Consider the following 22,202-nt stretch of genomic DNA (forward strand, 5'->3'; position numbering starts at 1 on the left):
CTTCTAAAGTGTCACGCGGTCTCACTCTGCGTCGGTCAAATCTTGCCGCGCGGGCCGAGATCGCAGGGCAATCGGGGCAGTCGAGGGCAGAGAACGGGCCGGCAGGTGGAGAGTTCACGCGGCGAGGGGCGAGCCTCTCGTCTGGAGGCACAGCTGCCCGAGGCAGGGTTTCCCGCCGGGATCGCCACCCCGTCCGCCGTGGTGTTGGCGCTGATGCTGGTGCTCGCGGTGTTCTGCGCCGTCCGGTTCGCGGTGTTTCCCGGCGCCGACGCGACCTCGGTGGTGCAGTCGTCCCAGCAGCGGCTGGTGGACAACCTCGCCGACAGCCTCGCCACCTCGGCCCTGCAGGGCGCGGTGGACCTGGAGACGGCGCTCGCGGGCAGCGGTATCGGCGCGGCGAGCAGCCCCGCCGAGATCGTCGACAGCGCGGGCCGCTCCTACGGCAAGTTCCGCGGGCTGGCCGCGGTGGACACCCGTTCCCGGCAGGTGCTGGCGGCCCGCGGTGAGAACCCGCCGATCCCGGCGGGCGCGCTGACGGGGCAGACCCGGCCGACCGTGGCGCCCGCCGTGGTAGGCGGGCGGTTCACCGGGTTCGTCGTGATGGTGCCGTTGTCGGTGGTGCGTCGCCCCGAGTTGGTGCTCATCGCCTCGCTGGAGGCCCGGCTGCCGAACTGGCCGCTGCACGAGCAGCTCAGGCAATCGGTCCTGATCACCACCGCGGCAGGCGAGGTGATCGACTCACGCGGCCCGGTGCCCAAGCAGGACGACCAGCTCCGCTGGGACCTCATCCGCAAGGTCTCCGCCGCGGGCGGTGCGCGGCAGGCCCAGGGGCCCGCGATCACCGACACCGTGCCGCTGGCCGCCTCCGCCGAGGCACGAACCGACGAGTCCGACGAATCGGCAGGCGGGCTCGGGCTGTTCGTGGTGGCGATGGCCGAGGCACAGCCGGGCGGCACGGTGCGCAGTTGGCGCGGCGCGGCCTGGGCGGGCGGTTTCGCGCTGGTGGCGTTGCTCGGGTTCCTGCTGCTGCGCCGCACCCTGATCCGTCCGGTGCACCGCATGCGGGCCGCGGCGCTGGGCATGGCCGAGGGCCGCCGGGACACCGCGCCCCGCAGCCGGTGCCGCGAGCTTGGCGCCGTCGCCCGCGCCCTGGAGTTCTGCACCACCGGCACGGCACCCAAACAGCCCGTCGGCCTGCCGGCGGTGGTTCCGCTGCTGCTGGTCACGGCCGCGGTGGTGGCTTGCGCCGCGGCGTTGTTCACCGCAGGCCTGAACACCAGGGCCGCGGTGCCCGCGGTGGTGGAGACCGACGCCGAGCTTCAGGCGATCGGCACCGCGGAGTTGGTCGGGCGCAGCCTCAACGACGGGCTGAGCGACCTGCGCGGCATCCTGCGCGCCAACCCCAATCCGGTGCCCGCCCGGCTGGAACCGGCGCTGCGGCAGCTGATCGACCAGCAGCAGCGGTACCGCGCCGTATACATCGCCGACACCGCGGGGAACACGGTGGTGGCGGCGGGCAAGCAGCCGCAGCGCTCGCCGGGGCCGCCGCCGACCACTCCGGGCATCAGCCAGCACAACACCAGCGGGCGGGTGCCGGTGCTGCTGGCGCACACACCCCTGCCCGACGGCAGGCACGTATTGGTCGGCGAGTACGACGTGGAGCGGCTGTCCGGGCTGCTGCGCAGGGGCGACGGGCGGCTGCGGATCATGGACGCCGGGCTGCGCACGATCGCCGACACCCAGGGCTACCTGGCCTTCGCGCCGCTCCCGCCGGGCACGGCCCGGAACACAGCGACCACCGTCTCCCAAGGCAAAGCCTCCGGGCCGCGCACCGCATCACAGGGCGGTACCGGCTCGTTGCGCGCCTCGGACGGCACCTCGGTGGTGGGTGCGGCCAGGATCGGCCGCGGGCAGGCCGCCACCGCGCTGGGCTGGATGGTGGTGTCCGAACAGGCCGTCACCGAACTCGCGCTGCCCGCCAACGGCGTCCGCCGCACCGCGGTGTTCGCGGCGGTGGCCTCGCTGGCGCTGGCCCTGCTCGGGCTCGCCTGGCACTACCTGATGGTGATCCGCCCGCTGCGCAGGCTGGCCAGGATGGCCCGCGCGCTGACCGGCGGCGAGAAGAACACCGTGATCTATCCGCAGCGGCCCGATGCCATCGGGACCATCGCCTCCTGCCTTGAGCTCACCAGACAGCGACTGCTGACCGGCCGACGAGGCAGGCCGGGCCGCCGCCCGCTCGGTGCGGCAAGCGATCCGACGGAGCTGATCCCGAAGGTCACCGAGGGAGCTTTCTGATGCTGTTCCTGTTCTGGGTCTTCGCGATCGGCTGCCTGACGCTGCTCGCACTGGGCATCGCCGAGCAGGCCCGTCACTACCGCCAGCTTCGGCTGATCCCACAGCGGGTGCTGGTCAACGGCATTCGTGGCAAGAGCTCCATCACCCGGCTGTGCGCGGGCGCGCTGCGCGGCGGCGGACTGGTCACGGTCGCCAAGACCACCGGCACCGCCGCCCGGTTCATCCACCCCGACGGCAGCGAGGAACCGGTGTACCGCAAGTTCGGCATCGCCAACATCGTCGAGCAGATCGGCATCGTGCGCCGCGCCGCCGCCTACCGGCCGGACGCGCTGGTCATCGAGTGCATGGCCGTCATGCCCGACCTCCAGGAGATCAACCAGACCAAGCTGATCCGCTCCACGATCGGCGTGCTGTGCAACGTCCGCGAGGACCACCTCGCGGAGATGGGGCCGACGCTGGACGATGTAGCGCGGTCGCTGAGCCGGTCGATGCCGGTCGGCGGGATCTGCGTGACCGCGGAGCGGGACCGGCTGGACGTGCTCAAGCAGGAAGCCCGCAAGCGCCGGTGCGAGCTGATCGCGGTGGACCCGGAGCAGATCAGCGATGCGGAGATGCGGCGCTTCCGATGGATCACGTTCAAGGAGAACGTGGCCATCGCGCTGAAGGTCGCCGAGTTGCTCGGCGTGTCCCGTGACCTCGCGCTGCAAGGCATGTGGGAGGCCGCGCCCGACCCCGGCGTGCTGCGGGTGCACAACTACCCGGCCCCTGGCGGCACGCTGCGGTTCGCCAACGTCTTCGCCGCCAACGACCCGGAGTCCACGGTGCTCAACATCGCCCAGTTGCAGAACCAGGGCGCCATCGGCGGCCCGCTGCGCGTGATCATCAACTGCCGGGCGGATCGGGTGGAGCGCAACCGGCAGATGGGCGCGTTGATCCCGGCGCTGCGGCCCGAGCGGGTGGTGCTGATCGGTGAGCTCACCAAGAGCGCTCGGTCCGCGATCCCCGCCGAGTGGCAGGACCGGGTCGCCGACCTCGGCGGCAAGCTCACCGGGCGGCAGCTGTTGGCCGGCGTGTTCGACGGTGCCGCCGGGGACTTCTCCGCGGTGGCGGTCGGCAACATCCACGGTCAGGGCGAGGTGCTGCTGGCGGCACTGGAGACGCTGTCCGCCCCGAAGCGGCAGGTGGTGGTGATATGAGTTCCCTGGCACCCGAGATCGCCACGCTTGGCCTCGCGATCGGTTTGCTGTTCTCGCTGGTCTGCTACCTGACCAGCAACCTCTCCCCCGGCGGGATGATCACGCCGGGCTGGCTGGCGCTGACCCTGGTCGAGGACTACCGGCGCGCGTTGATCGTGGTGATCATGACCGTGCTGACCTACGTGGCCACCAGCGTGCTCCAGCGGGTGGTGATCCTCTACGGCAAGCGCCTGTTCGCCGCCGTGGTGCTGCTCGGGGTGCTGTTGCAGACCGGGCTGTTCGTGTTGATCCAGCACGACTTCCCGCTGCTGTTCGCCCATCAGACGCTGGGTTTCGTGGTGCCGGGGCTCATCGCCTACCAGTTGGTCCGCCAGCCGCCGGGGGCGACCGTGCTGGCCACCGCGGGCGTCACCAGCGCGGCGTACGGGGTGCTGATCAGCGGGGTGCTCATCGGGCTGGTGCCCAGTGTCTAGGCGGGCCGTCACCTGGCTGGTCACGGTGCTGGTCGTGTTGGCCGCTGCGGGCATGATCGCGCACGTCGCGGGCCGGGGCACCGAGGACTCGGTGGGCTTCCACCCGCTGCGGGCCCGACCCCAGGCGAGCGATGCCGGGTTGCGGTTCGAGCGGCTGGCGGACCCGGCGCGCACGACGGTGCGGGACGCGTCGGGCCTGGTGGTGGCGACCTTCACCGACGGGTCGCGGACCGCGGTGCTCAACGGCCCGGAGCGGACCTTCAGCGAACCGGCGTTCACCACCGCCGTGATCCGCACCAACGCCTTTGTCCGGCTGGCACCGGAGCCCTGGCGGGAGGGTGCGGAGAAGGCGGAGTGGTTCGCGCCGTGGTTGGCCAAGATGCGGAGCACCGACGAGCCGGATGTGCTCGCGGTGGCCACCCAGTACCTCGACGGCGCCGAGGACAAGACCGACAAGAAGTCGGTGCGGTTCCGCGGTGACGCGTCCTTCGGGCCGGTGGCGCCCAGCGGCGCGGGGCGGCTGGAGCGCTCGGACTTCTACCACTACCTCGGCATCCCGTTCACCTTCGCCGACGGCGTCGCCGTGACCCCCACCAAGGACCGCTACGGGGCGGTGGACTGCTCCGGCTATGTGCGGCTCGTGTTCGGCTACCGCATGCGGTACCCGCTGCTGGCGAGCAACACCAAGGGCGCGGGCCTGCCGCGGCGGGCATTCGCCATCGCCGCCTTCGGCCCCGGCACCGCGGTGATCCCCAACCGCGGGGTGCGGGCGCTGAACTACGACCGGCTGCAACCGGGCGACCTGGTGTTCTTCGAGGTGGAGGGCGGAGCGGACGAACTCGACCACGTCGGCATCTACCTTGGCCGCGACGAGGCGGGCAAGCACCGGTTCGTCTCCAGCCGGGAGAAGGCCAACGGCCCCACCTTCGGCGATCTCGGGGGCACCTCGCTGCTGGACGACGGCGGCTTCTACTCGAAGGGACTGCGCGCGGCCCGCCGGTTGTGAGTCGGTTACGGTGAATGTCGTGAAGCTCCTCCGTCGCGGACTGCTGCTCGGCCTGCTGGCCGTGCTGCTTTCCGGCGGGCTGCTCGCGATGCACCAGCTTGCGCCCCCACACGACCCGGGCATGTCGGTTTCGGCGTCGCATCACGGGGACCACAACGAGGACGAGCCGCTGGGCGAGCACCTGCTTCACCTGTGCGCCAGCCTGGTCATCACCGGCGCCGGGCTGCTGGCGCTGCGCATGCTGGCGAAGGTGGCCTACCAGGACCTCGGGTGGCCGCTGCCCCGCCGGGTGCCCTTGCGCGCGGACAGCCCGGAGCGGGCGCCGCCGATCGCCGAGGTCGATCTCACCAGGTTGTGCGTGATTCGGAGCTGACAGGCAAGGCCGGCTTTCCGCCGGATTCCGCTGTCCGCTTTTCCGCAATTCACGTGAGGACCAACCATGCGCACAATCAGCGTCATTCTTGCGTTCGCGGCGGTATTCGCCGCGGGCTGCACCAACTCCGAACACCCGGCAGACCACGCACCGGCTTCCTCCGCCGCGAAGGCAACCGAGGCCGATGTCCGGTTCGCGACGGAGATGATCCCGCACCACGCGCAGGCCGTGGACATGGCCGCGCTGGTGCCCGACCGCACCCAGAATCCCACCCTGCGCGCGCTGGCGCAGCGCGTTCAGCAGGCCCAGCAGCCGGAGATCGACACCATGTCCGGCTGGCTGCGCCAGTGGGGCCAGCCGGTGCTCTCGGGCTCCAACCACCGCTCCCACGGCACCATGAGCGGCATGATGAGCGAGGACCAGCTGGCGGCGCTGAAGGCCGCGTCCGGCCCGGACTTCGACCGCCGCTGGCTTGAGCTGATGATCGAGCACCACCGCGGCGCCATCGAGATGTCCCGCAAGGAACTGGCCGACGGCACCGACCCGGAGGCGAAGAAGCTGGCGCAGGTGATCATCGACGCCCAGCAGTCGGAGATCACCGAGATGACCGCACTGCTGCACAACACCTGATGAGAACTCGTGGGTGGCAGCCGAGGTCGCGGCTGCCACCCACGGGTCGGTCAGAAGTTGTAGAGGGCGCCGCCTGCGCGGACCATGTCGCAGCTGTTGCCGTAGGTGTGCGTGAAGTTGACCTTGCGGCCCTGGTAGGTGCCCTTGATGGTCACCGTGATCGGGTCGTAGATGGCCATGCACTGGCCGGGGTTGGTGTTCAGCGTGGTGAAGTCGCCGAGCACGCGGTTGGCTTCCTGACAGGCCCGCGGGCCGTCCGGGTGGGCGGACTCGCGCGGGGTGGCGCAGTCAAGGTAGCCCGCGTACTTCGGGTACTCCGCGACGTGTTCGCCGTCGTTCTTGGTGATGTGCAGGAGGGTCTCCGGCTTCGCCTTGTGGGCGTCCTCGGTGCCGCCTGCCTGTCCCCCGATCAGAACACCGGAAATCACGGCGGTGGTGACCAGTGTGAGCGCCTGTGCGAGTTTCGCTTTCACAGCGTTGTTCTCCTTGTGTGTCCGATCCTCAATCGGGATACGGATCGGTGCGCCGCGGGTCGCCGGTGAGGATTCTCACCGCCGCAAAGCCGCCGGCATCGGGGTGATTCCGGTGAGCTTTCGCGGGCTGCGCCAATCGTGGCAGGGTTGATTCATGGCCTCCGCACAGCTCGATGCGTTCATCTCCGCCCTGCCCAAAGTCGAATTGCACACCCACCTGCTCGGCGCCGCATCCGCGGAGACCGTATTGGGTCTGGCCCAACGCCACCCTCGGCTTGGTGTGCCCACCGACTTGGACGAGCTGCGGGCGTTCTTCGAGTTCCGCGACTTCGCGCACTTCATCGAGGTGTACATCAAGGTCAACGCGTTGGTGCACACCGGAGAGGACATCGCGGACCTCGTCGTCGGCCTGGCCCGCGACGCCGCGGAGAGCAACGTCCGCTACGCCGAGGTGACCGTCACGCCGAGCACCCGAAAGAAGGACCTGTCCGCCGAGGAGTACGCCGAGGGTCTGGTCGAGGGCCGCCGCCGGGCACTCGCCGAGCACGGCGTGGAACTGGCGTGGATCTTCGACATTCCCGGCGAGCTTGGCCTCAAGGTCGCCCCCGACACCCTGGACTTCGCCACCAGGCTGCGGCCGGAGGGCACAGTCGGGTTCGGTCTGGCGGGACCGGAGATCGGGGTGCCCCGCGAGCCGTTCGCCGAGTTCTTCAGCGCTGCCCGCGAGGCCGGGCTGCATATGGTGCCGCACGCCGGCGAGACGACCGGCCCCACCACCGTCTGGGCTGCGGTGCTGTCGTTGCAGGCCGAGCGGATCGGCCACGGCATCAGCTCGGTGGAGGACCCGGAGCTGCTGCTCTGGCTGGCGGAGAAGCAGATCACGCTGGAGGTCTGCCCGACGTCCAACGTCTGCACCAAGGCGGTGCCCTCGCTTGAAGAGCACCCGCTGCCCGCACTGGTGGCCGCGGGTGTGCCGGTCACACTCAACACCGACGACGCGGGCATGTTCAACACCACCCTGGACAACGAGTACCGCCTGGCCCACGAGGTGCTGGGCCTGAGCCTGGAGACCCTCACCGAGATGGCCCGCACCGCCGTGCGCGCCTCGTTCGCCCGCGACGAGCTGAAGACGAAGCTGCTCGCCGAGATCGACGCGGTCAGCGCGCCAGCCTAGAGATCGGGCGCTCCACGCAGGTGTGCAGCAGCCAGGACAGCAGGATCGTCACGGCGAGGAAGGCGAGCGCCAACACGCCGACTTCGGCCGGGCGGAAGTGGGCGTTGTCCAGCAGGAGCTTGTGGCTGTAGATGATCACCGGCTGGTGGATCAGGTAGAAGGCGAAGGAGATGTCGCCCAGCCACTGCGCGGGTCCGGTGGCCAGCACGGTGCGACCGCCCTGCACGTCGGCGACGGCGACCGCGGGGACCAGCAGCGCGACCGTCAGCACCGGCACCACGACCGCGCCGAACAGGGTCGGCACCACCGGCACCAGCACGCAGCCCGCCAGTGCCAGCATGCCTGCGGGCAGCACGCCGAGGTGGATCCAGCGACCGGTCAGCACGATCCTGGCCAGGATGATGCCGAGCAGGAAGTCCAGCATCCGCACCGGCGGGAAGATGTAGACGAACCAGAACTGCTCGAGCGGCGTCAGCCCGATCGGGTCCAGCGCGCTGGACAGGAACATCGGCGCGACCAGCGGCGGAACGCAGATCGCCGCGGCGACCACACCCGCCAGCGGCCACAGCAGACGCGACGGGATGGCTTTCACGATGCGCAGCAGCAGCGGGAACGACAGGTAGAACAGCAGCTCGCAGGACAGCGACCAGCTTGGCGCGTTCAGGCTGAGGAACACCTCGAACTCGGGTGACCAGGACTGCACCAGCAGCAGGTTCGCCAGCACCGGCCCCGGCACCAGGGCCTGGCCGATCACCACGAAAAAGCCGATCACCACCGCGGCCGTGACCAGGTGGTTCGGGTAGATCTTGGCCAGCCGCCTGCGGTAGAACGCGCCGAGGCTGTCGGTCGGGCGTTCCGACCAGGTCAGCACGAACCCGCTGAGGACGAAGAAGTAGCCGACGCCCATCCACCCGACCTTGCCGAGGTTCACCAGCACCTCGCGGTTGAGCGCCGGGTCGTCGAACAGCTGCTGGGTGGCGATGTGGCCGATGAACACCAGGAACGCGGCAAGGAACCGCAGGCCGGTCAGCGACGGCAGGCGCAGAGCCCGCCGGTTGGCCGGGGGCGCGGCCGGATACGCCGTCGCGATGAGCTGCTGCGGCCGCACGCACTCCCCCTTCGGCTCCCGACCGGTCGATCGCAGCGTAAGCGAAACGATCACCTGGTTGGGGGTCGAATAGGTGAAAAACCCATACGAACCGGCGCATCAAACCAGCTCGACGCCACGCCCTATCCTGGTCAGCAACGACTTGCTTGCGCGCAAGCAAATCTCTTGCCGTCAAGATCAGAGGAATTTGTTGTGGCAGACGCAGGCTCTAGCTGGATGGATCGGCTCGCCGGAGAAGTGGAGCAGCAGAAGCTCCCGCTGGCCGCCGGGAAACCGCTGGTCTGCGCCTCCGGCATCTCCCCGTCGGGCCCGATCCACCTGGGCAACTTCCGCGAGGTGTTCACCACGCACTTGGTCGCCGAGGCCCTGAAGGACCGCGGCCTGGACTCCGTGCACCTGCACTCCTGGGACGACTACGACCGCTTCCGCAAGGTCCCCGCGGGCGTTGACAAGAGCTTTGAGCGCTACATCGGCATGCCGCTGGCCTCGGTGCCGGACCCGTGGGGCGAGCGGGAGTCCTACGCCGACCACTTCCGCTACGAGTTCACCGACGTGCTGGGCACCCTGGGCATCACGATCCACGAGGTCCGCCAGTCCGAGCAGTACCCGTCGGGTGCGTACAACGCGCAGATCAGGCATGCCCTGGACAACCGCGAGCTGATCTTCGACACGCTGTCGGAGCAGCAGACCGCGGGACGGCACGACAAGCCGCTGGAGCAGCGCCGCGCCGAGTACTACCCGTTCAAGCCGTACTGCACCGAATGCGGCAAGGACACCACCACCGTCGACTTCTACGCCGAGCAGACCGTGCACTACCACTGCCGCTGCTCGCACTCCGGTGAGATGAGCCTGGCCGACGGCGTCCGGATCAGCGGCAAGCTGGTGTGGAAGGTCGACTGGCCGATGCGCTGGGCCTACGAGAACGTGGCCTTCGAGCCCGCGGGCGAGGACCACCACGCGCCCACCGCCAGCTTCACCGTCGGGCGGCAGTTCGTGAAGACCCTCTACGGCGGCGAGGCCCCGCACACCGCGGTGTACTCCTTCGTCACGCTGGCGGGCCAGAGCGGCAAGATGTCCGGCTCGGCGGGCGGCGCCGCGATCCCGGCCACCGCGCTGGACGTGCTGGAACCGGCCGTGCTGCGCTGGCTCTACACCCGCCGCCTGCCCAATCAGTCCTTCGCCATCGACCTGTCCCCGCAGGCCGTGCAGCGCCTGTACGACGAGTGGGACCGCTTCACCAAGAACACCACGGGCGCCGAGGCCGACCCCACCGACCGCAGGGTCGCCGCGCTCAGCTTGCGGACCTCCGCTGGCGAGGTGCGCACCAGCGACCGCCCGGTGTCCTTCCGGCTGCTGGGTTCGGCCGCCGACATCACCCAGGCCAACCGCGAGCAGATCGCCCGCATTGTCGGCGAGCACCTCGCCGAGCCGGTGGACCCCGACACCCTGCTCGCCGAGCTGGAACCGCGGCTGACCTGCGCGATCAACTGGGCCACGATGCTGCTGCCGCCCGAGGAGCGCACCGTGGTGGCGGCCGAGTTCAACGCGCAGGCGTGGTCGGAGCTGTCCGAGGACACCCAGCGCGGCGTGCGCCTGCTGGTCGAGAAGCTCGCCGAGGACTGGACGCTGGACGGCCTGACGGCCCTGGTCTACTCGGTGCCCAAGCTGCTGCTGGGCCTGGACGCCGAAGCCGACCCCACGCCCGAGGTGAAGAAGTACCAGCGCGAGTTCTTCAAGACGCTGTACCGCTTGCTGATCGGCAAGGACACCGGCCCTCGGCTGCCCACCCTGCTGCTGTCCATCGGCCCCGACCGGGCCAAGGCACTGCTGACGCCGTGATCAGGCGGTCTCGGAGGGCTCCGGGATGCCGTTGCGGAGTTCGGCCAGTTCCAGCGAGCGCTCCAAGGCGCTGAGCAGCTTCGCAAGCTGGCGCTGCTCCACCGGGTTGAGGCCCGCCAGCATGCGGCGCTCGTTCTCGAAGTGGTCGGTGGCCACGTCGTTGACGACCTTGAGGCCCTTGTCGGTCAGCGAGACGTAGATGATCCGCCGGTCGCGCGGATCACGTTCGCGGACCGCGAGACCCGAGGCCTCCAGGCGGTCCACCCGCTGCGTGATGCCGCCGGTGGTGACCAGCGCGGTCTGCGCGAGCTCACCGGCGGTCCTGCGGTAGGGCGATCCGCTGCGGCGCAGCGCGGTGAGCACGTCGAAGGCGGCCATGTTGATGCCGTGCTCCTCGAACACCCGGTTCAGCAGCGACTGGTACCGGAAGAAGCAGCGGTGCAGCCTGCCGAACACGGCGAGCGAGGAACTGTCCAGATCCGGCCGCTCGCGCCGCCACTGTTCGAGAATGAGATCGACGGCATCCGGCGCGGCGGCGCCTGTCCTTCGAGCCATGCCCGGTGATCCCTTCCCGGATGCTGTCCCATCGCCAGACGATGAGAAATTATCGCGTTTCAGTGACTGTAGACGAGAAAGTCTCCGCGGTGAGATTTTCCTACGGCCGAGGTCAGGAGTTCCGCGACACCGGGATACTAGGGCGCGACCGCCCACGCTGGGACGATCGGCGCGAATCCGCTCGTCAACCGGGCGTCACGCTGTCACTTTCCCGCCGGCTCGCGGCCATCAGAGCGAGCACGCCGAGCGCGATCAGCAGCCAGCTTCCGGATGCGGGCATGATCACCGCCATCGGCACCCCGAGCCCCAGCAGGTACCAGCCGACCTGCGCGGGCATCTGCCCGGTCGCCGTGATCAGCTGGCGGGCGAAGGTGCCGATGGCCAGGAAGCCGATGCCGCTGGCGAAGAACCAGAACGTCGCCTCCCGCTGGAAGTAGTCGGCGGCGGCGGTGTCGCCGATGGCGCCGACGAAGCCGTCGGCGGCGATGTCGGCCCAACTGTTGGGCAGCAGGAACGCGGCGACACTGTGGATGATCGCGGTGAGCACGATCATCCTGGGCAGCCAGCGGTTCAGCCCGGTCATGCCGCCACCCCCCGCGCGCCCGCGTCGGCCATGCGGCGGATCAGCAGGTGGTGGAACGGGCGGACCACGGTGAAGTACACGGGCCCCGTCCAGTGCCGGTAGTGCACGATCGTCGCGACCCGGTACCGGCCGGGCTCGGCCACGATGCCCAGGTAGCCGATGAGGTGCCGGTCGCCCGCCTCCAGCACGAGGTAGCGGTCTTCGACGCCCTCGGTGACGGTGAAGATGCCGACTCTGTCGCCGGGTGTGAACGAGACGTCCTCGGCCCGCAGTCTCGGACCGGCAGGCACGTCAGGGTCCTTGAGGCGCAACAGCCTGGCGAACACCGCTCGGGCGGCGAACAGCAGCCGCATCCAGCCTGGCGAGTAGCCCAGCGCCGCCGCGGTGAACTCCCGCAGCGACACCGTGGCGTCCACGCTCTTGACGTCGGTGTGGTCGGCTCCCGCGCCAAGCGATCTCAGCTCATCGGGCACAGTCATGACCGGTCTCCCCTCAGTGTTCGGCCATCCTCAGAATCCGCTGGTAGAGGCGGCTCAGTTCGGCGAGCGGCAGGGCCGGGATCACGTGGCCTGCGCCGATCAGCACCAGGTAGAGCAGGTGGGCGATCTGCTCGGACTCCTCGCGGTCGCCGCTGTACTCGAACCAGACCGAGCGCAGGTAGTCCAAGCGCGTGGCGTCGATGCGCTCTTGGAGCGCGGCGACCTCGGCGTCCTGCTGGGCCCACGCCCGCAGCGCGACCTCCAACTCCTGCCCGGCCTGCTCCTCCTCGAGCACCAGGTCCATCAGGCGCCGCAGCCGCTCCACCGGCGAGGCGATGGCTTCCGCATCCACCTGCTCGATGAAGCGGGTGGTGCTCACAGCCTCGATATGCGCCAGCAGCGCGGTCCGGAAACCGCCCATGCCCTTGAAGTGGTGGTAGAACGAGCCCTTGGTCAGCGCCAGCCTGGTCGTCAGCGCCTCGATCGTCAGCGCCCACGCGCCCTGCGCGGCGAGAATCTCCAGCCCCGCGTCCAGCCAGTCTCGCCTGCCCGCCATCACCCCTCCATACCGTTTGGTATGGCTACCGTACCAACCGGTATGGCATGGACCTACGCGCTCGGGTTCAGCGGAGCAGCACGATCGCGAGGGAGAGGACGACGAGCGCCAGCGAGAGGACGTTGACGATGATCAGCATGCCGGGACGGGCGGCGGTTCCGCGAGTGTCCGCGACCGGTGTGCTCGGGCGTTCCAAAGTGGACGTTGCCATGGTGTTTCCCCTGTTCAGGATGCTCCGGTGATCAGTGCGATGGCGGCCCCCGCGAGGGCGAGGCCGGTCCACTGGAGGGCGGTGGTGCGCTCGCGAAGCACCCAGCGCGCCATCAGGACCGTGACCGCGGGGTAGAGCGCGGCGAGGATGCTGACCATGGACAGCGGACCCGAGCGCAGCGCGGTGATCAACGCGACATTGGCGATCACGTCCATGGCGCCAGCGCCCAGCGCGAGCCTGCCGGGCACGCCGGACAGCAGCTTCGCGCCGCCGTAGCCCGCGACGAGCGCGGCGCCGACGATCACCACGCTCGCGCCGACGCGCGACGCCGCCAACGGCCACAGGCCGTGGCCGCCGCTGACCTGGTTGAGCAGCACCACGTGCAGACCCAGCATCAGCCCGGCACCGGCCGCCAACCAGCAGCCGGTGCGGTTGCCCTCCGGACGCTCGGACGCGCCGGGCGCGGTGCTGATCAGGACCACGGCGAGGATGCCGACGCCCGCACCGGCCAGCGCGGGCCAGGCGGGCTGCTCCCCCGACGCGAGCGCGGCGACCAGCGGTACCGCGGCGGAGAGCACCGCGGTGACCGGCGAGACGATGTTCATCTGCCCGCGGGCCAAGGCGGCGTAGAAGAGCACGACGCCCGCCGCGTTCGCGATGCCCGCGACCTCGGCGATCAAGGCCATCTCCGCGGTCAGGCCGCCGCCGTGCAGCCAGGCCCACAGCCCGATGCCCAGCAGCGAGACCGGGTAGGACATCAGCACCACGACCAGCACCGGCGCCCGGCGCGATGCCAGCCCGCCCGCGAAGTCGGACAGCCCGTACGCGCCCGCCGCCACGATCGACAGCACGATCGCTAACACCTGGCGACACCTCGCCCGGTCATTCCCACCGTCTCCCTGATCCACTGGCTTTGGCGGGAATCGGGCAGCACAAATCAACCGCACCCGGTCAGCTCATTGACCGTTACGGACTGTGCAGTACAACGATCCCCTCGACGCCAGGCCCCCACGGCTGACAGTTCCTTTTTACACCAACCGAGTGAGTCCGTGATCTTGGGTGGCCACGTTCCGCGATCAACCCGGCGAAATGTTATCAAACACGTGTTCGAGAGTCACGGTGAATGTGAGCTCAACTCATCCAGGATGAACATGGTCTGGGTGCCCAGCACCTCGGGCATGTGTTGCAGGCGTTCCAGCACCACATCCCGCAGCGCGGCGGTGTCGGTGGTGCGCACCAGCAGCAGGCCGTCGTAGTCGCCGGACACCATCGCGGCGTGTTCCACCTGGGGAAGCTCGTGCAGCCGCTCGGCGAACTGCTTCCAGGACCGCTGCTGGAGTTTGACCGCGACATAGGCCGACACGGTGTAGCCGTACTTCTCCGGATCGACCACCGCGCGGTAGCCCCGGATGACGCCGGAGCGCTCCAGCCTGTCGATGCGCGTGTAGGCGTTGGCGCGGGAGATGTGGGCCCGTTCTGCCAGCGTGCGCACCGAGAGCCTGCCGTCGGCACGCAGCAACGCCACGATGCGCCGGTCGACCTCGTCCAAAGGCGCGACCAACCGTCCATCGATCATGGCGTGACCGGGGTCACTGGTGGACATTCGGCTCTCCTGAATCGCTCACATAGGCCAATAGTCTCAGATCAAAGTCCGTTCGTAGACCACAGTCTTATCGCGACGGACCATTCGAACATGACACTCGCCGAGTCGCGCACCAATGACCTGCTGCCGACCTCCGAGCCGATCCGCCTGGTCGAGGAGACCGGCGAGCCGGTCCCGGGCGCCGACCTGCCCTCCAACGACGTGCTGCTGAGGCTGTACCGCTCGATGGTGGTCGGCCGCCGCTTCGACCGGCAGGCCACCGCCCTGACCAAGCAGGGCAGGCTCGCGGTCTACCCGTCCTCAGCGGGCCAGGAGGCCTGCCAGGTCGGGGCCGTGCAGGCGCTGGGTCCGCGCGACTGGCTGTTCCCGACCTACCGCGAGAGCGTCGCGCTGGTCACCCACGGCGTGCCGCCGACCGAGGTGCTGGAACTCCTCCGCGGCGGCTGGCACTGCGGGTATGACCCGTACCGCTACCGCGCCTCGACCCAGTGCACCCCGCTGGCCACCAACAGCCTGCACGCCGTCGGCTTGGCCCATGCCGCGCGGCTGCGCGGGGACGATGTCGCGGTGCTGGTGTTCCTCGGCGACGGCGCCAGCAGCGAGGGCGACGCGCACGAGGCGTTCAACTTCGCGGCCGTCTGGCACGCGCCGGTGGTGTTCCTGATCCAGAACAACCAGTGGGCGATCAGCGTGCCGCTGGCCAAGCAGAGCAAGGCGCCGACCCTGGCGCACAAGGCGATCGGCTACGGCATCCCCGGTCACTACGTGGACGGAAACGACGCGGCGGCGGTCTACACGACCGTCTCCCAGGCGCTGGCCCATGCCCGCGAGGGCGGCGGTCCGTCCATTGTGGAGGGTTTGACGTACCGGATGGACGCGCACACCAACGCCGACGACGCCACCCGCTACCGCACCGCCGACGACCTGGACACCTGGCGCCGCCGCGACCCGGTGGACCGCATGGCCACCCTGCTGCGGAACCGGCGCATTCTCGACGACGCCACGTTCCAGGCGATCGACGCCGAGGCCGAGCGGGTCGCCGCCGACCTCCGCGAACAGTTGGGCATCGACGGCGAGCTTCCGCCCGAGGCCCTGTTCGCGCACGTCTACTCGCAGCCGACGCCCCGCCTGCGCGAGCAGTCCGCGGCCCTGGCAGAGGAGCTTGCGGCGGAACGGGAAGGAGCCTGACCGTGGCGACCATGGCTCAAGCCCTCAACCGCGCCCTGCGTGACTCACTGCGCGAGGACTCCAACGTGCTCGTGTTCGGCGAGGACGTCGGAGCACTCGGTGGCGTCTTCCGCATCACCGACGGCCTCACCGCCGAGTTCGGCGAGAACCGCTGCTTCGACACCCCACTGGCCGAGGCCGGCATCGTGGGCACCGCGATCGGCATGGCCATGTACGGCTACCGCCCGGTGGTGGAGATGCAGTTCGACGCGTTCTCCTACCCCGCGTTCGAGCAGATCACCTCGCACCTGTGCCGCATGCGCAACCGCACCCGCGGCGTGGTCGGACTGCCGGTGGTGATCCGGGTGCCTTACGGCGGCGGCATCGGCGGCGTGGAGCACCACAGCGATTCCTCCGAGGCCTACTTCACGCACACCCCCGGCCTGAAGGTCGTCACCCCCGGCACCCCCGAGGACGCCTACTCACTGCTGCGCGAGGCCATCGCCAGCCCGGACCCGGTGCTGTTCTTCGAGCCCAAGCGCCGGTACTGGGCGAAGTCCGATGTGGACCTCCCGGTGCGCACCGCCCCGATGGAGCGGGCGGTGGTGCGCCGCACCGGCACCGATGTGACGCTGCTGGCCTACGGCCCCACCGTGTCCACCGCGCTGGAGTCCGCCGAGGTCGCCGCCGCCGAGGAGGGTTGGAGCGTGGAGGTCATCGACCTGCGCTCGCTGTCGCCCGTGGACACCGAGACAATCGCCGAGTCGGTGCGCAAAACCGGCCGCGCCGTCGTGGTGCACGAGGCCCCGGTGTTCGGCGGCTACGGCGCGGAGCTGGCGGCCTCGATCACCGAGCGCTGCTTCCACTACCTGCACGCCCCGGTGGCGCGAGTGGGCGGTTTCGACATCCCGTACCCGCCGCCGAAGCTGGAGGAGCACTACCTCCCGCACCCCGACCGCATCCTGGACACCATCGCGGGCCTCCAGTGGGAGGACGCCGCATGAGCGGGCGCGATTTCACCCTGCCCGATCTCGGCGAGGGCCTCACCGAGGCGGAGATCGTGCGGTGGCTGGTCGCCGAGGGCGACACGGTCACCGTGGACCAGCCGGTGGTCGAGGTGGAGACCGCGAAGGCGATGGTCGAGGTTCCGGTGCCCTATGCCGGGGTGGTCCAGACGCTGCACGGCGCCGCGGGCGAGACCGTCAACGTCGGCGCCCCCCTGATCACCGTCGCCTCCGAAGGACGCTTTGCCGAGCCGGGCGTGGAGAGCGGCTCCGGCAACGTGCTGGTCGGCTACGGCACCTCCACCCGCGCACGCCGGGGCCGCGGCAAGCCCAAGGCTCGGGTGGCCGAACTGCCGCAGCAGCGCAGCGACGAGCTGCCCGCCAACCCGCCGGTGATCTCGCCGGTGGTGCGCAAGCTAGCCCGCGACAACAGCATCGACCTCAAGGACATCCGCGGCACCGGTTTCGGCGGGATCATCACCCGCGCCGACGTCCAGTCCGCCATCGACGCCCGCGCACCCCAGCCGACCGAGGGTGAGCGCATCCCGCTGACCGGGGTGCGGAAGGCGGTCGCGGACCGGCTGGCGCGGTCCCGGCGGGAGATCCCCGAGGCCACGGTCTGGGTGGACGTGGACGCCACCGGCCTGCTCCAGGCACGCCGAGAGATCAACGCGGCCGACCCGGACCGCCCGGTGAGCCTGATCGGCCTGCTCGGCCGCTTCTGCGTGCTGGGCCTGCGCCGCTTCCCGGCACTCAACTCCACAGTGGACACCGAGCGCGCGGAGATCGTGGTTCACCCCAAGGTGAACCTGGGCTTCGCCGCCCAAACCCCGCGCGGCCTGATGGTCCCCGTCGTGCCCGAGGCCGACGCGAAGTCGACCCGTGAGCTGTCGGCCGAGCTCAGCGCCCTGACCGCTTTGGCCAGGGCGGGCAAGCTCTCCCCCGCTCAGCTCACCGGCGGTACCTTCACCGTCAACAACTACGGCGTGTTCGGCGTGGACGGTTCCGCCGCGATCATCAACCACCCGGAGGCGGCCATCCTCGGCATGGGCCGCATCATCGACCGCCCCTGGGCACACGAAGGGCAGCTGGCGCTGCGCAAGGTCACCCAGCTGACGCTGGCCTTCGACCACCGAGTCTGCGACGGCGAAACCGCAGGCGGCTTCCTCCGCTACGTCGCCGACTGCGTCGAACACCCCACCGCCTTGCTGGGCGACCTCTGACCGGTGTCCTGCATCCGGCGGTCACACCGGATGCAGGACACCGAATCGGAGCTGATCAGCCGATCTGGGCCTTCACGAGGTCGTACTCGGGGCCGCCGAGGCGGGCGTAGACGCCGTAGTTGTTGGGCTTGGCGCAGCCCCAACCCCAGGAGACGATGCCGATCAGCTTGCCGCCCGCGACGAGCGGGCCACCGGAGTCACCCTGGCAGGAGTCCTTGCCGCCCTCCTTCAGGCCCGCGCAGACCATGTTGTCCATCTCGTAGTACTGGCTGTAGGAGGAGGTGCAGGCACTGTCGCTGACGACGGGAACGGTCACCTTGAGCAGGTAGCGCGAAGAGCTTCCGCCCTCGGTGGTGTTGCCCCAACCCAAGGTGGTGGCGGCGGTGCCTGCCGCGTACAGGTTGCGGTCCTCGGGGGTGGCGATCGGCAGCGTGGCGTAGTTCAAGCTGGTGGACAGCGTCAGCACGGCGAAGTCGTTGATCTCGTTCTTCTCCTGCGACCGGTAGTCCGGGTGTATCCAGATCTTGCTGACCTTGGCGGTCGAGCCCGCGGTGCTCTGCTTGTCCTCCCGGCCCGCGACGATGACCAGGCCGGACGGGCTCTCGCCGGAGACGCAGTGGGCGGCGGTGACGACCTTGTTCTTGGCGACCAGGGTGCCGCCGCACCAGTAGTTGCGGCCGTCGTTGGTGAGCGCGACGGTCCACGGATGGTCGGCGATCTTGGCGCGCTCGCCGCCGACGATGTACGGGTCGGGTGCGGCGCCCGCGGCGCTCACTCCGGAAATGGCCGCCAGCGCGGCGACCGCGAATGCGGCCGCGATCACGCGGACGCTGCTACGCAGAGAAAACATGATGCTCCCTCAAGAAACGAGTTTCACAGCAGGGGAAGGGAACGTCACTGGTCAGCCGCCAAGCAGGGACCGGGCGGCAGCCGGTGCCGATCGAATCATGTCTTCGCGAACAAAGCGGGTCACATCTCGGCTGGGGATAACAACGCGTTGTCCCCAGCCGAGATTTCCACACTTATTCCACAGTCAGGCGCGCATGACCACCGCGATGGGAATGCGGGCGGCCCGGATCGCGGGAATCAGGCCGCCGAGCACGCCCGCTACCAGACCGGCGATCACGCCCGCCATCCCCGCCTGCCAGGGGAACGTCAGGTCTTGCAGGAACGGCTCGCGCCCGCCGAGCACGATGCCCGCAGCCTTCAGGCCCGCGACACCCACGCCGATGGCGATGCCCGCGGTGAGCAGCCCGATCAACAGCGTCTCGGACAACACGATGCCCGCCAACAGGAACCGCGGCGTGCCAACAGCGCGGCGCAGCGCGAACTCCTCCACCCGTTCGCCGACGGTGGCCAAGCCGACGTTGAGGATGCCCGCGACACCGATCAGCAGCACCAGCGCCGCCATGCTGAGGAAGATCCAACGGATCAGCGCAAGCTCGTCCTCGACCCGCTCCCGCGAGTTGACCGTGTTGGTGTGCAGCTGGTCCCGGATGCCGCTCGCCTGCAACCGGGCGCGCAACACCTGCTCGAGGTCGGTGGCGGACGGCGAGAGCAGCACACTCAGGCCGGGTCCGTTGTTGCCGCCGGTCATCGACGACGGCGGCAGCCAGCTGTTCAGCTCGTCGTAGCGCACATAGGCGGCGGGCTGCGAACTGCCGTCGTGGACGACGCCGACGATCTGCGGCGTCGCGTTCTTCGTCCCGCCGGTGATCCGCATCTCCGCGGGCACCCGGTGCTTGGTGAAGCCCTTCGCCGCCTCGCGGTTCACCACGATTCGCGGCGACAGCGACGGCGGGCCATCGAAGTCCAGCCACCTGCCCGAATCGAGCTGGAACGGCCGGAACGGCCTGATGTCGCCGGACAACGCGGTCAGGCTCAGCTCGATCGCCTGGCCGGACGGCTGCTCCGGGCCCTCGTCCATGGGACGGCAGCCGCGGTCGTCGCAGATCATGCGCTGCCCGCCGTAGCCGCCCTGGATGTCGAACGGCGCGCCGCCGGGGTTCACCGGCTTCACGCCGGGTTCGCCGATGATGGCGTTCGTGCCGGTGGTGGCGACCGCGTTGCCCTGCCCCGCCAGCGCGTCGAAGGTGACGGCGGTGGCCGCGGCGCTGGACGGCACGTACATCATCAGCGTGCCGTCCTTGCCCGCCTGCAACTCGATGTCGGAGAGCATGGCGCGGTTGGCGATCTCGGAACCCGCCTGCACGGTGATCACCGCGAGCACGCCGAGGAACAGGCTGATCATGGACAGCAGGGTGCGCAGCTTGTGCGCGCGGATGCCTTGGCCGCTGATGATCAGCGCCGAGCGGAACCGTCCGGTGCTCACGCGAGCACCCCCTGACGTTCCGGCGCGAGTTCCCCGGCGGCCAGCCGCAGCACGCGGTCCATCCGCGCGGCGTGGCCCTCGTCGTGGGTCACCAGGATCAGCCCGCACCCCCGGTCGGTGGCGCCCTTGAGCACGTCCACCACGAGGTTGCCCGTCTCGGTGTCCAGCGCGCCGGTCGGCTCGTCGGCCAGCAGGATGCGCGGCTCGCGCACCAGCGCCCGCGCGATGGCCACCCGCTGCTGCTCGCCGCCGGAAAGCCGAGGCGGCTTGTGCTTGGCCAGGTGCGCGATGCCCACCTGGTCCAGCGCCGCCATGATCACGTCGCGGCGTTTGCGCCGGGACAGCCAGCCCTGGCCATTGACCAGTGCCATCGCAACGTTCTGCGCGGCGGTGAGGTGCTTGAGCAGGAAGAAGCGCTGGAACACGAAGCCGAACTCCTGGCTGCGCAGCCGCGCGGCGCGGTATTCGGAGACGGCGGTGATGTCGTTGCCGTGCAGCAGGTACCGGCCTGCGTCGGCGCGGTCGAACAGCCCGATCAGGCTGAGCAGCGTGCTCTTGCCGGAACCGGAGCGGCCGAGGATCGCCACGCTCTCCCCCGCCGCCACCGTCAGGTCCACGTTCGACAGGACATCGCGGGGCTCGCCCTGGCCGCGCAGCGTCTTGCGCAGGCTGCTGATCTCGATGAGCGGCGTCATCACGGTCCCGAACTCGGCGCGGGCGATCCTCCGGAGTTCTCCCCCGGCGGGGCCGGCGGCAGGTTGGGTCCCGGCACGGCCAGCGTCTCGTTGCCGTCGAGGCCCGAGGTGATCGCGATGACTTTGCCGTCGGTGAGACCGAGGGTCACCTCTCGGGTCTGCCGGTTCCCATCGCCGCCGAGCACGTCCACCTTGCCCTTGCCCTGACCGCCCGCGACCGCCTCCACGGGCGCGACGAGCACCTGCGATGCCCGCTCGGTGACCACCTCGACGGTGGCTGCGGCGCCGTTGATCAGCTTCACGTCGGCGGGCGGCGTGCACACCAGCCGCATCCCGGTCGCCTCAGACGGCGTGGCCGGGTTCTTCTGCGGCCCAGCGGCGGACGGCGGCATCGGCGGGCCGGAGGGAGGCGCGGCCCCCGCAGGCGGCGCGGCGGGCGGCGGCGGTTCGGGGATGGTGCCCGCGGGCAGGGCGGCGATGGTGCCCAGCACGGTGCACTCGAAGGGCCCCGGCCCGTTCTTGATCTGGACCTGCACCGAGGACAACGCGTCGGCGAGCTTGTAGGCCTGCTCGGCGTTGATATCGGCGACGATGCCGTACCCGGCGTGCTTGGCGGAGACGATCGGCATACCCGCCTTCACCGCGGCGCCCTCGTCCACCAGCCTGCCCGCGAAGCTCGCCCCAGCCGGGATCGACACGGGCGTGCTCCGCCCGCGGGAGGTGATGTTCGCCGCGCGCACCGCCTTGGTGCTCGCCGTGGACTTCACATCCAGGTAGCGGATCTGCCCGTCGACGGGTGTCACCAGCCCGAACACCGGCTGCATGGTGACCTTCCCGGTGAGCGAAACCTTGTTGACCAGGTCCTGCCTGGTCAGCTTGGCCGTGGTCAGCGTCGCGCCGCGTGGTGCGAGCTCCGGGCCCGCCGCCTCCGATCCGCCCCCTGAACAGCCGGCCAACACCGCCGATAACAGGACAAGACAGACCCCCGCCAAGCGCCGTCGCACAGTTCCCCCAGATTGAGTTGTGGTCCTGACGCAGCTATAGACGCCTACGACTGGACAACGGTTGCATCACGTATTCGACCCACCGCGTAAAGGAATACATCGCCCTTCGGCAGCTCGCCTGAGGGCAAAGGGTCGCAGGCGGCCTGCCGACCGCCACGCCAGGCTCGCCGGACACTGGGCGGCTACGCTCAGACGATCCCAGTCAGCGCCTGTGCTCGAT

24 protein-coding genes are annotated in these 22,202 nt (G+C 69.8%); 11 read left to right on the forward strand and 13 right to left on the reverse strand.

What is annotated here, in order from left to right; translation table 11 throughout:
• Nucleotides 1–105 precede the first annotated feature (105 nt).
• From ACU6XJ_RS05415 to ACU6XJ_RS05440, 6 genes are all read left to right on the forward strand, one after another.
• The gene (locus ACU6XJ_RS05415) at nt 106–2,298 is read left to right on the forward strand and encodes a HAMP domain-containing protein (protein ID WP_476307295.1); all 2,193 of its coding nucleotides are present in this window, start codon (nt 106–108) and stop codon (nt 2,296–2,298) included.
• Entirely contained in the window at nt 2,298–3,494 is a 1,197-nt protein-coding gene (pgsB, locus tag ACU6XJ_RS05420; RefSeq protein ID WP_476307296.1) for a poly-gamma-glutamate synthase PgsB, read from the forward strand. The genes ACU6XJ_RS05415 and pgsB overlap by 1 nt, the downstream gene beginning before the upstream one ends.
• Complete coding sequence (locus ACU6XJ_RS05425) at nt 3,491–3,967, forward strand: poly-gamma-glutamate biosynthesis protein PgsC/CapC (RefSeq protein WP_476307298.1); 477 nt, start codon at nt 3,491–3,493, stop codon at nt 3,965–3,967. The genes pgsB and ACU6XJ_RS05425 overlap by 4 nt, the downstream gene beginning before the upstream one ends.
• Complete coding sequence (locus ACU6XJ_RS05430) at nt 3,960–4,973, forward strand: NlpC/P60 family protein (RefSeq protein WP_476307299.1); 1,014 nt, start codon at nt 3,960–3,962, stop codon at nt 4,971–4,973. The genes ACU6XJ_RS05425 and ACU6XJ_RS05430 overlap by 8 nt, the downstream gene beginning before the upstream one ends.
• A 19-nt stretch (nt 4,974–4,992) precedes the next feature.
• Nucleotides 4,993–5,346: a hypothetical protein gene (locus tag ACU6XJ_RS05435; RefSeq protein WP_476307300.1), complete on the forward strand. Its 354-nt coding sequence runs from the start codon at nt 4,993–4,995 to the stop codon at nt 5,344–5,346.
• A 66-nt stretch (nt 5,347–5,412) separates the two neighbouring features.
• Nucleotides 5,413–5,976, forward strand: a complete 564-nt coding sequence (locus tag ACU6XJ_RS05440) for a DUF305 domain-containing protein (RefSeq protein WP_476307301.1) — start codon at nt 5,413–5,415, stop codon at nt 5,974–5,976.
• A gap of 50 nt (nt 5,977–6,026) precedes the next feature.
• Here ACU6XJ_RS05440 and ACU6XJ_RS05445 read toward each other — a convergent pair whose 3' ends face one another.
• Nucleotides 6,027–6,449, reverse strand: a complete 423-nt coding sequence (locus ACU6XJ_RS05445; protein ID WP_476307302.1) for an SSI family serine proteinase inhibitor — start codon at nt 6,447–6,449, stop codon at nt 6,027–6,029.
• A 154-nt stretch (nt 6,450–6,603) separates the two neighbouring features.
• Between ACU6XJ_RS05445 and add the strand changes: the two genes are divergently transcribed.
• Nucleotides 6,604–7,623 (forward strand): adenosine deaminase, encoded by a 1,020-nt coding sequence (add, locus tag ACU6XJ_RS05450; RefSeq protein WP_476307303.1) that lies wholly within the window; start codon nt 6,604–6,606, stop codon nt 7,621–7,623.
• On the opposite strand, the gene ACU6XJ_RS05455 is transcribed toward add, so the two are convergent.
• Nucleotides 7,607–8,731: an acyltransferase family protein gene (locus ACU6XJ_RS05455; protein WP_476307304.1), complete on the reverse strand. Its 1,125-nt coding sequence runs from the start codon at nt 8,729–8,731 to the stop codon at nt 7,607–7,609. The genes add and ACU6XJ_RS05455 overlap by 17 nt on opposite strands.
• A gap of 216 nt (nt 8,732–8,947) precedes the next feature.
• On the opposite strand from ACU6XJ_RS05455, the gene lysS reads away from it, so the two are divergent.
• The gene (gene lysS / locus ACU6XJ_RS05460) at nt 8,948–10,570 is read left to right on the forward strand and encodes a lysine--tRNA ligase (protein ID WP_476307305.1); all 1,623 of its coding nucleotides are present in this window, start codon (nt 8,948–8,950) and stop codon (nt 10,568–10,570) included.
• Here lysS and ACU6XJ_RS05465 read toward each other — a convergent pair whose 3' ends face one another.
• From ACU6XJ_RS05465 to ACU6XJ_RS05495, 7 genes are all read right to left on the reverse strand, one after another.
• Nucleotides 10,571–11,125, reverse strand: coding sequence for a MarR family winged helix-turn-helix transcriptional regulator (locus tag ACU6XJ_RS05465; protein ID WP_476307306.1), 555 nt, complete (start codon nt 11,123–11,125; stop codon nt 10,571–10,573).
• Nucleotides 11,126–11,309: 184 nt separating this feature from the next.
• Nucleotides 11,310–11,708 (reverse strand): DUF6463 family protein, encoded by a 399-nt coding sequence (locus ACU6XJ_RS05470; protein WP_476307307.1) that lies wholly within the window; start codon nt 11,706–11,708, stop codon nt 11,310–11,312.
• Nucleotides 11,705–12,187 carry a DUF2867 domain-containing protein gene (locus ACU6XJ_RS05475; RefSeq protein WP_476307308.1) on the reverse strand — a complete coding sequence of 161 codons (483 nt, stop codon included), beginning with the start codon at nt 12,185–12,187 and terminating at the stop codon, nt 11,705–11,707. The genes ACU6XJ_RS05470 and ACU6XJ_RS05475 overlap by 4 nt, the downstream gene beginning before the upstream one ends.
• A gap of 13 nt (nt 12,188–12,200) precedes the next feature.
• Nucleotides 12,201–12,743 (reverse strand): TetR/AcrR family transcriptional regulator, encoded by a 543-nt coding sequence (locus ACU6XJ_RS05480; protein WP_476307309.1) that lies wholly within the window; start codon nt 12,741–12,743, stop codon nt 12,201–12,203.
• Nucleotides 12,744–12,810: 67 nt separating this feature from the next.
• The gene (locus tag ACU6XJ_RS05485; RefSeq protein WP_476307310.1) at nt 12,811–12,954 is read right to left on the reverse strand and encodes a hypothetical protein; all 144 of its coding nucleotides are present in this window, start codon (nt 12,952–12,954) and stop codon (nt 12,811–12,813) included.
• Between the two features lie 14 nt (nt 12,955–12,968).
• Nucleotides 12,969–13,817 (reverse strand): EamA family transporter, encoded by an 849-nt coding sequence (locus ACU6XJ_RS05490; protein WP_476307311.1) that lies wholly within the window; start codon nt 13,815–13,817, stop codon nt 12,969–12,971.
• Between the two features lie 251 nt (nt 13,818–14,068).
• Nucleotides 14,069–14,557, reverse strand: coding sequence for an Lrp/AsnC family transcriptional regulator (locus ACU6XJ_RS05495; protein WP_476307312.1), 489 nt, complete (start codon nt 14,555–14,557; stop codon nt 14,069–14,071).
• Between the two features lie 90 nt (nt 14,558–14,647).
• On the opposite strand from ACU6XJ_RS05495, the gene ACU6XJ_RS05500 reads away from it, so the two are divergent.
• The 3 genes from ACU6XJ_RS05500 to ACU6XJ_RS05510 are packed head-to-tail and all read left to right on the forward strand — an operon-like array spanning nt 14,648 to nt 17,951.
• Nucleotides 14,648–15,745, forward strand: coding sequence for a thiamine pyrophosphate-dependent dehydrogenase E1 component subunit alpha (locus tag ACU6XJ_RS05500; protein ID WP_476307313.1), 1,098 nt, complete (start codon nt 14,648–14,650; stop codon nt 15,743–15,745).
• An 11-nt stretch (nt 15,746–15,756) separates the two neighbouring features.
• Nucleotides 15,757–16,728, forward strand: coding sequence for an alpha-ketoacid dehydrogenase subunit beta (locus tag ACU6XJ_RS05505; protein WP_476313813.1), 972 nt, complete (start codon nt 15,757–15,759; stop codon nt 16,726–16,728).
• A complete protein-coding gene (locus ACU6XJ_RS05510) occupies nt 16,725–17,951 on the forward strand; it encodes a dihydrolipoamide acetyltransferase family protein (protein WP_476307314.1) in 1,227 nt (408 codons plus the stop codon). Before ACU6XJ_RS05505 ends, ACU6XJ_RS05510 begins: the two co-directional genes overlap by 4 nt.
• Nucleotides 17,952–18,006: 55 nt before the next feature.
• Here the strand turns inward: ACU6XJ_RS05510 and ACU6XJ_RS05515 are convergent, their stop codons facing one another.
• The 4 genes from ACU6XJ_RS05515 to ACU6XJ_RS05530 all read right to left on the reverse strand — a co-directional run bounded on the left by ACU6XJ_RS05515 (nt 18,007) and on the right by ACU6XJ_RS05530 (nt 21,937).
• On the reverse strand, nt 18,007–18,801 hold the full coding sequence (locus ACU6XJ_RS05515) for a S1 family peptidase (RefSeq protein ID WP_476307315.1): 795 nt from the start codon (nt 18,799–18,801) through the stop codon (nt 18,007–18,009).
• A gap of 183 nt (nt 18,802–18,984) precedes the next feature.
• Nucleotides 18,985–20,283 carry an ABC transporter permease gene (locus ACU6XJ_RS05520; protein ID WP_476307316.1) on the reverse strand — a complete coding sequence of 433 codons (1,299 nt, stop codon included), beginning with the start codon at nt 20,281–20,283 and terminating at the stop codon, nt 18,985–18,987.
• Nucleotides 20,280–20,978 carry an ABC transporter ATP-binding protein gene (locus tag ACU6XJ_RS05525; RefSeq protein WP_476307317.1) on the reverse strand — a complete coding sequence of 233 codons (699 nt, stop codon included), beginning with the start codon at nt 20,976–20,978 and terminating at the stop codon, nt 20,280–20,282. The genes ACU6XJ_RS05520 and ACU6XJ_RS05525 overlap by 4 nt, the downstream gene beginning before the upstream one ends.
• A complete protein-coding gene (locus ACU6XJ_RS05530) occupies nt 20,978–21,937 on the reverse strand; it encodes an efflux RND transporter periplasmic adaptor subunit (RefSeq protein ID WP_476307318.1) in 960 nt (319 codons plus the stop codon). The genes ACU6XJ_RS05525 and ACU6XJ_RS05530 overlap by 1 nt, the downstream gene beginning before the upstream one ends.
• Nucleotides 21,938–22,202 lie beyond the last annotated feature (265 nt).

Source organism: Actinorectispora metalli, assembly GCF_056323685.1.

Bases quoted from the DNA above. Each gene is read 5' to 3' on its own strand.
- lysS (WP_476307305.1), top strand. From the start codon at position 8,948: ATGGATCGGCTCGCCGGAGAAGTGGAGCAGCAGAAGCTCCCGCTGGCC.
- add (WP_476307303.1), top strand. From the start codon at position 6,604: ATGGCCTCCGCACAGCTCGATGCGTTCATCTCCGCCCTGCCCAAAGTC.
- ACU6XJ_RS05505 (WP_476313813.1), top strand. From the start codon at position 15,757: ATGGCTCAAGCCCTCAACCGCGCCCTGCGTGACTCACTGCGCGAGGAC.
- ACU6XJ_RS05515 (WP_476307315.1), bottom strand. From the start codon at position 18,801: ATGTTTTCTCTGCGTAGCAGCGTCCGCGTGATCGCGGCCGCATTCGCG.
- ACU6XJ_RS05495 (WP_476307312.1), bottom strand. From the start codon at position 14,557: ATGTCCACCAGTGACCCCGGTCACGCCATGATCGATGGACGGTTGGTC.
- ACU6XJ_RS05485 (WP_476307310.1), bottom strand. From the start codon at position 12,954: ATGGCAACGTCCACTTTGGAACGCCCGAGCACACCGGTCGCGGACACT.
- ACU6XJ_RS05440 (WP_476307301.1), top strand. From the start codon at position 5,413: ATGCGCACAATCAGCGTCATTCTTGCGTTCGCGGCGGTATTCGCCGCG.
- pgsB (WP_476307296.1), top strand. From the start codon at position 2,298: ATGCTGTTCCTGTTCTGGGTCTTCGCGATCGGCTGCCTGACGCTGCTC.
- ACU6XJ_RS05465 (WP_476307306.1), bottom strand. From the start codon at position 11,125: ATGGCTCGAAGGACAGGCGCCGCCGCGCCGGATGCCGTCGATCTCATT.
- ACU6XJ_RS05480 (WP_476307309.1), bottom strand. From the start codon at position 12,743: ATGGCGGGCAGGCGAGACTGGCTGGACGCGGGGCTGGAGATTCTCGCC.
- ACU6XJ_RS05425 (WP_476307298.1), top strand. From the start codon at position 3,491: ATGAGTTCCCTGGCACCCGAGATCGCCACGCTTGGCCTCGCGATCGGT.
- ACU6XJ_RS05475 (WP_476307308.1), bottom strand. From the start codon at position 12,187: ATGACTGTGCCCGATGAGCTGAGATCGCTTGGCGCGGGAGCCGACCAC.
- ACU6XJ_RS05500 (WP_476307313.1), top strand. From the start codon at position 14,648: ATGACACTCGCCGAGTCGCGCACCAATGACCTGCTGCCGACCTCCGAG.
- ACU6XJ_RS05470 (WP_476307307.1), bottom strand. From the start codon at position 11,708: ATGACCGGGCTGAACCGCTGGCTGCCCAGGATGATCGTGCTCACCGCG.
- ACU6XJ_RS05510 (WP_476307314.1), top strand. From the start codon at position 16,725: ATGAGCGGGCGCGATTTCACCCTGCCCGATCTCGGCGAGGGCCTCACC.
- ACU6XJ_RS05525 (WP_476307317.1), bottom strand. From the start codon at position 20,978: ATGACGCCGCTCATCGAGATCAGCAGCCTGCGCAAGACGCTGCGCGGC.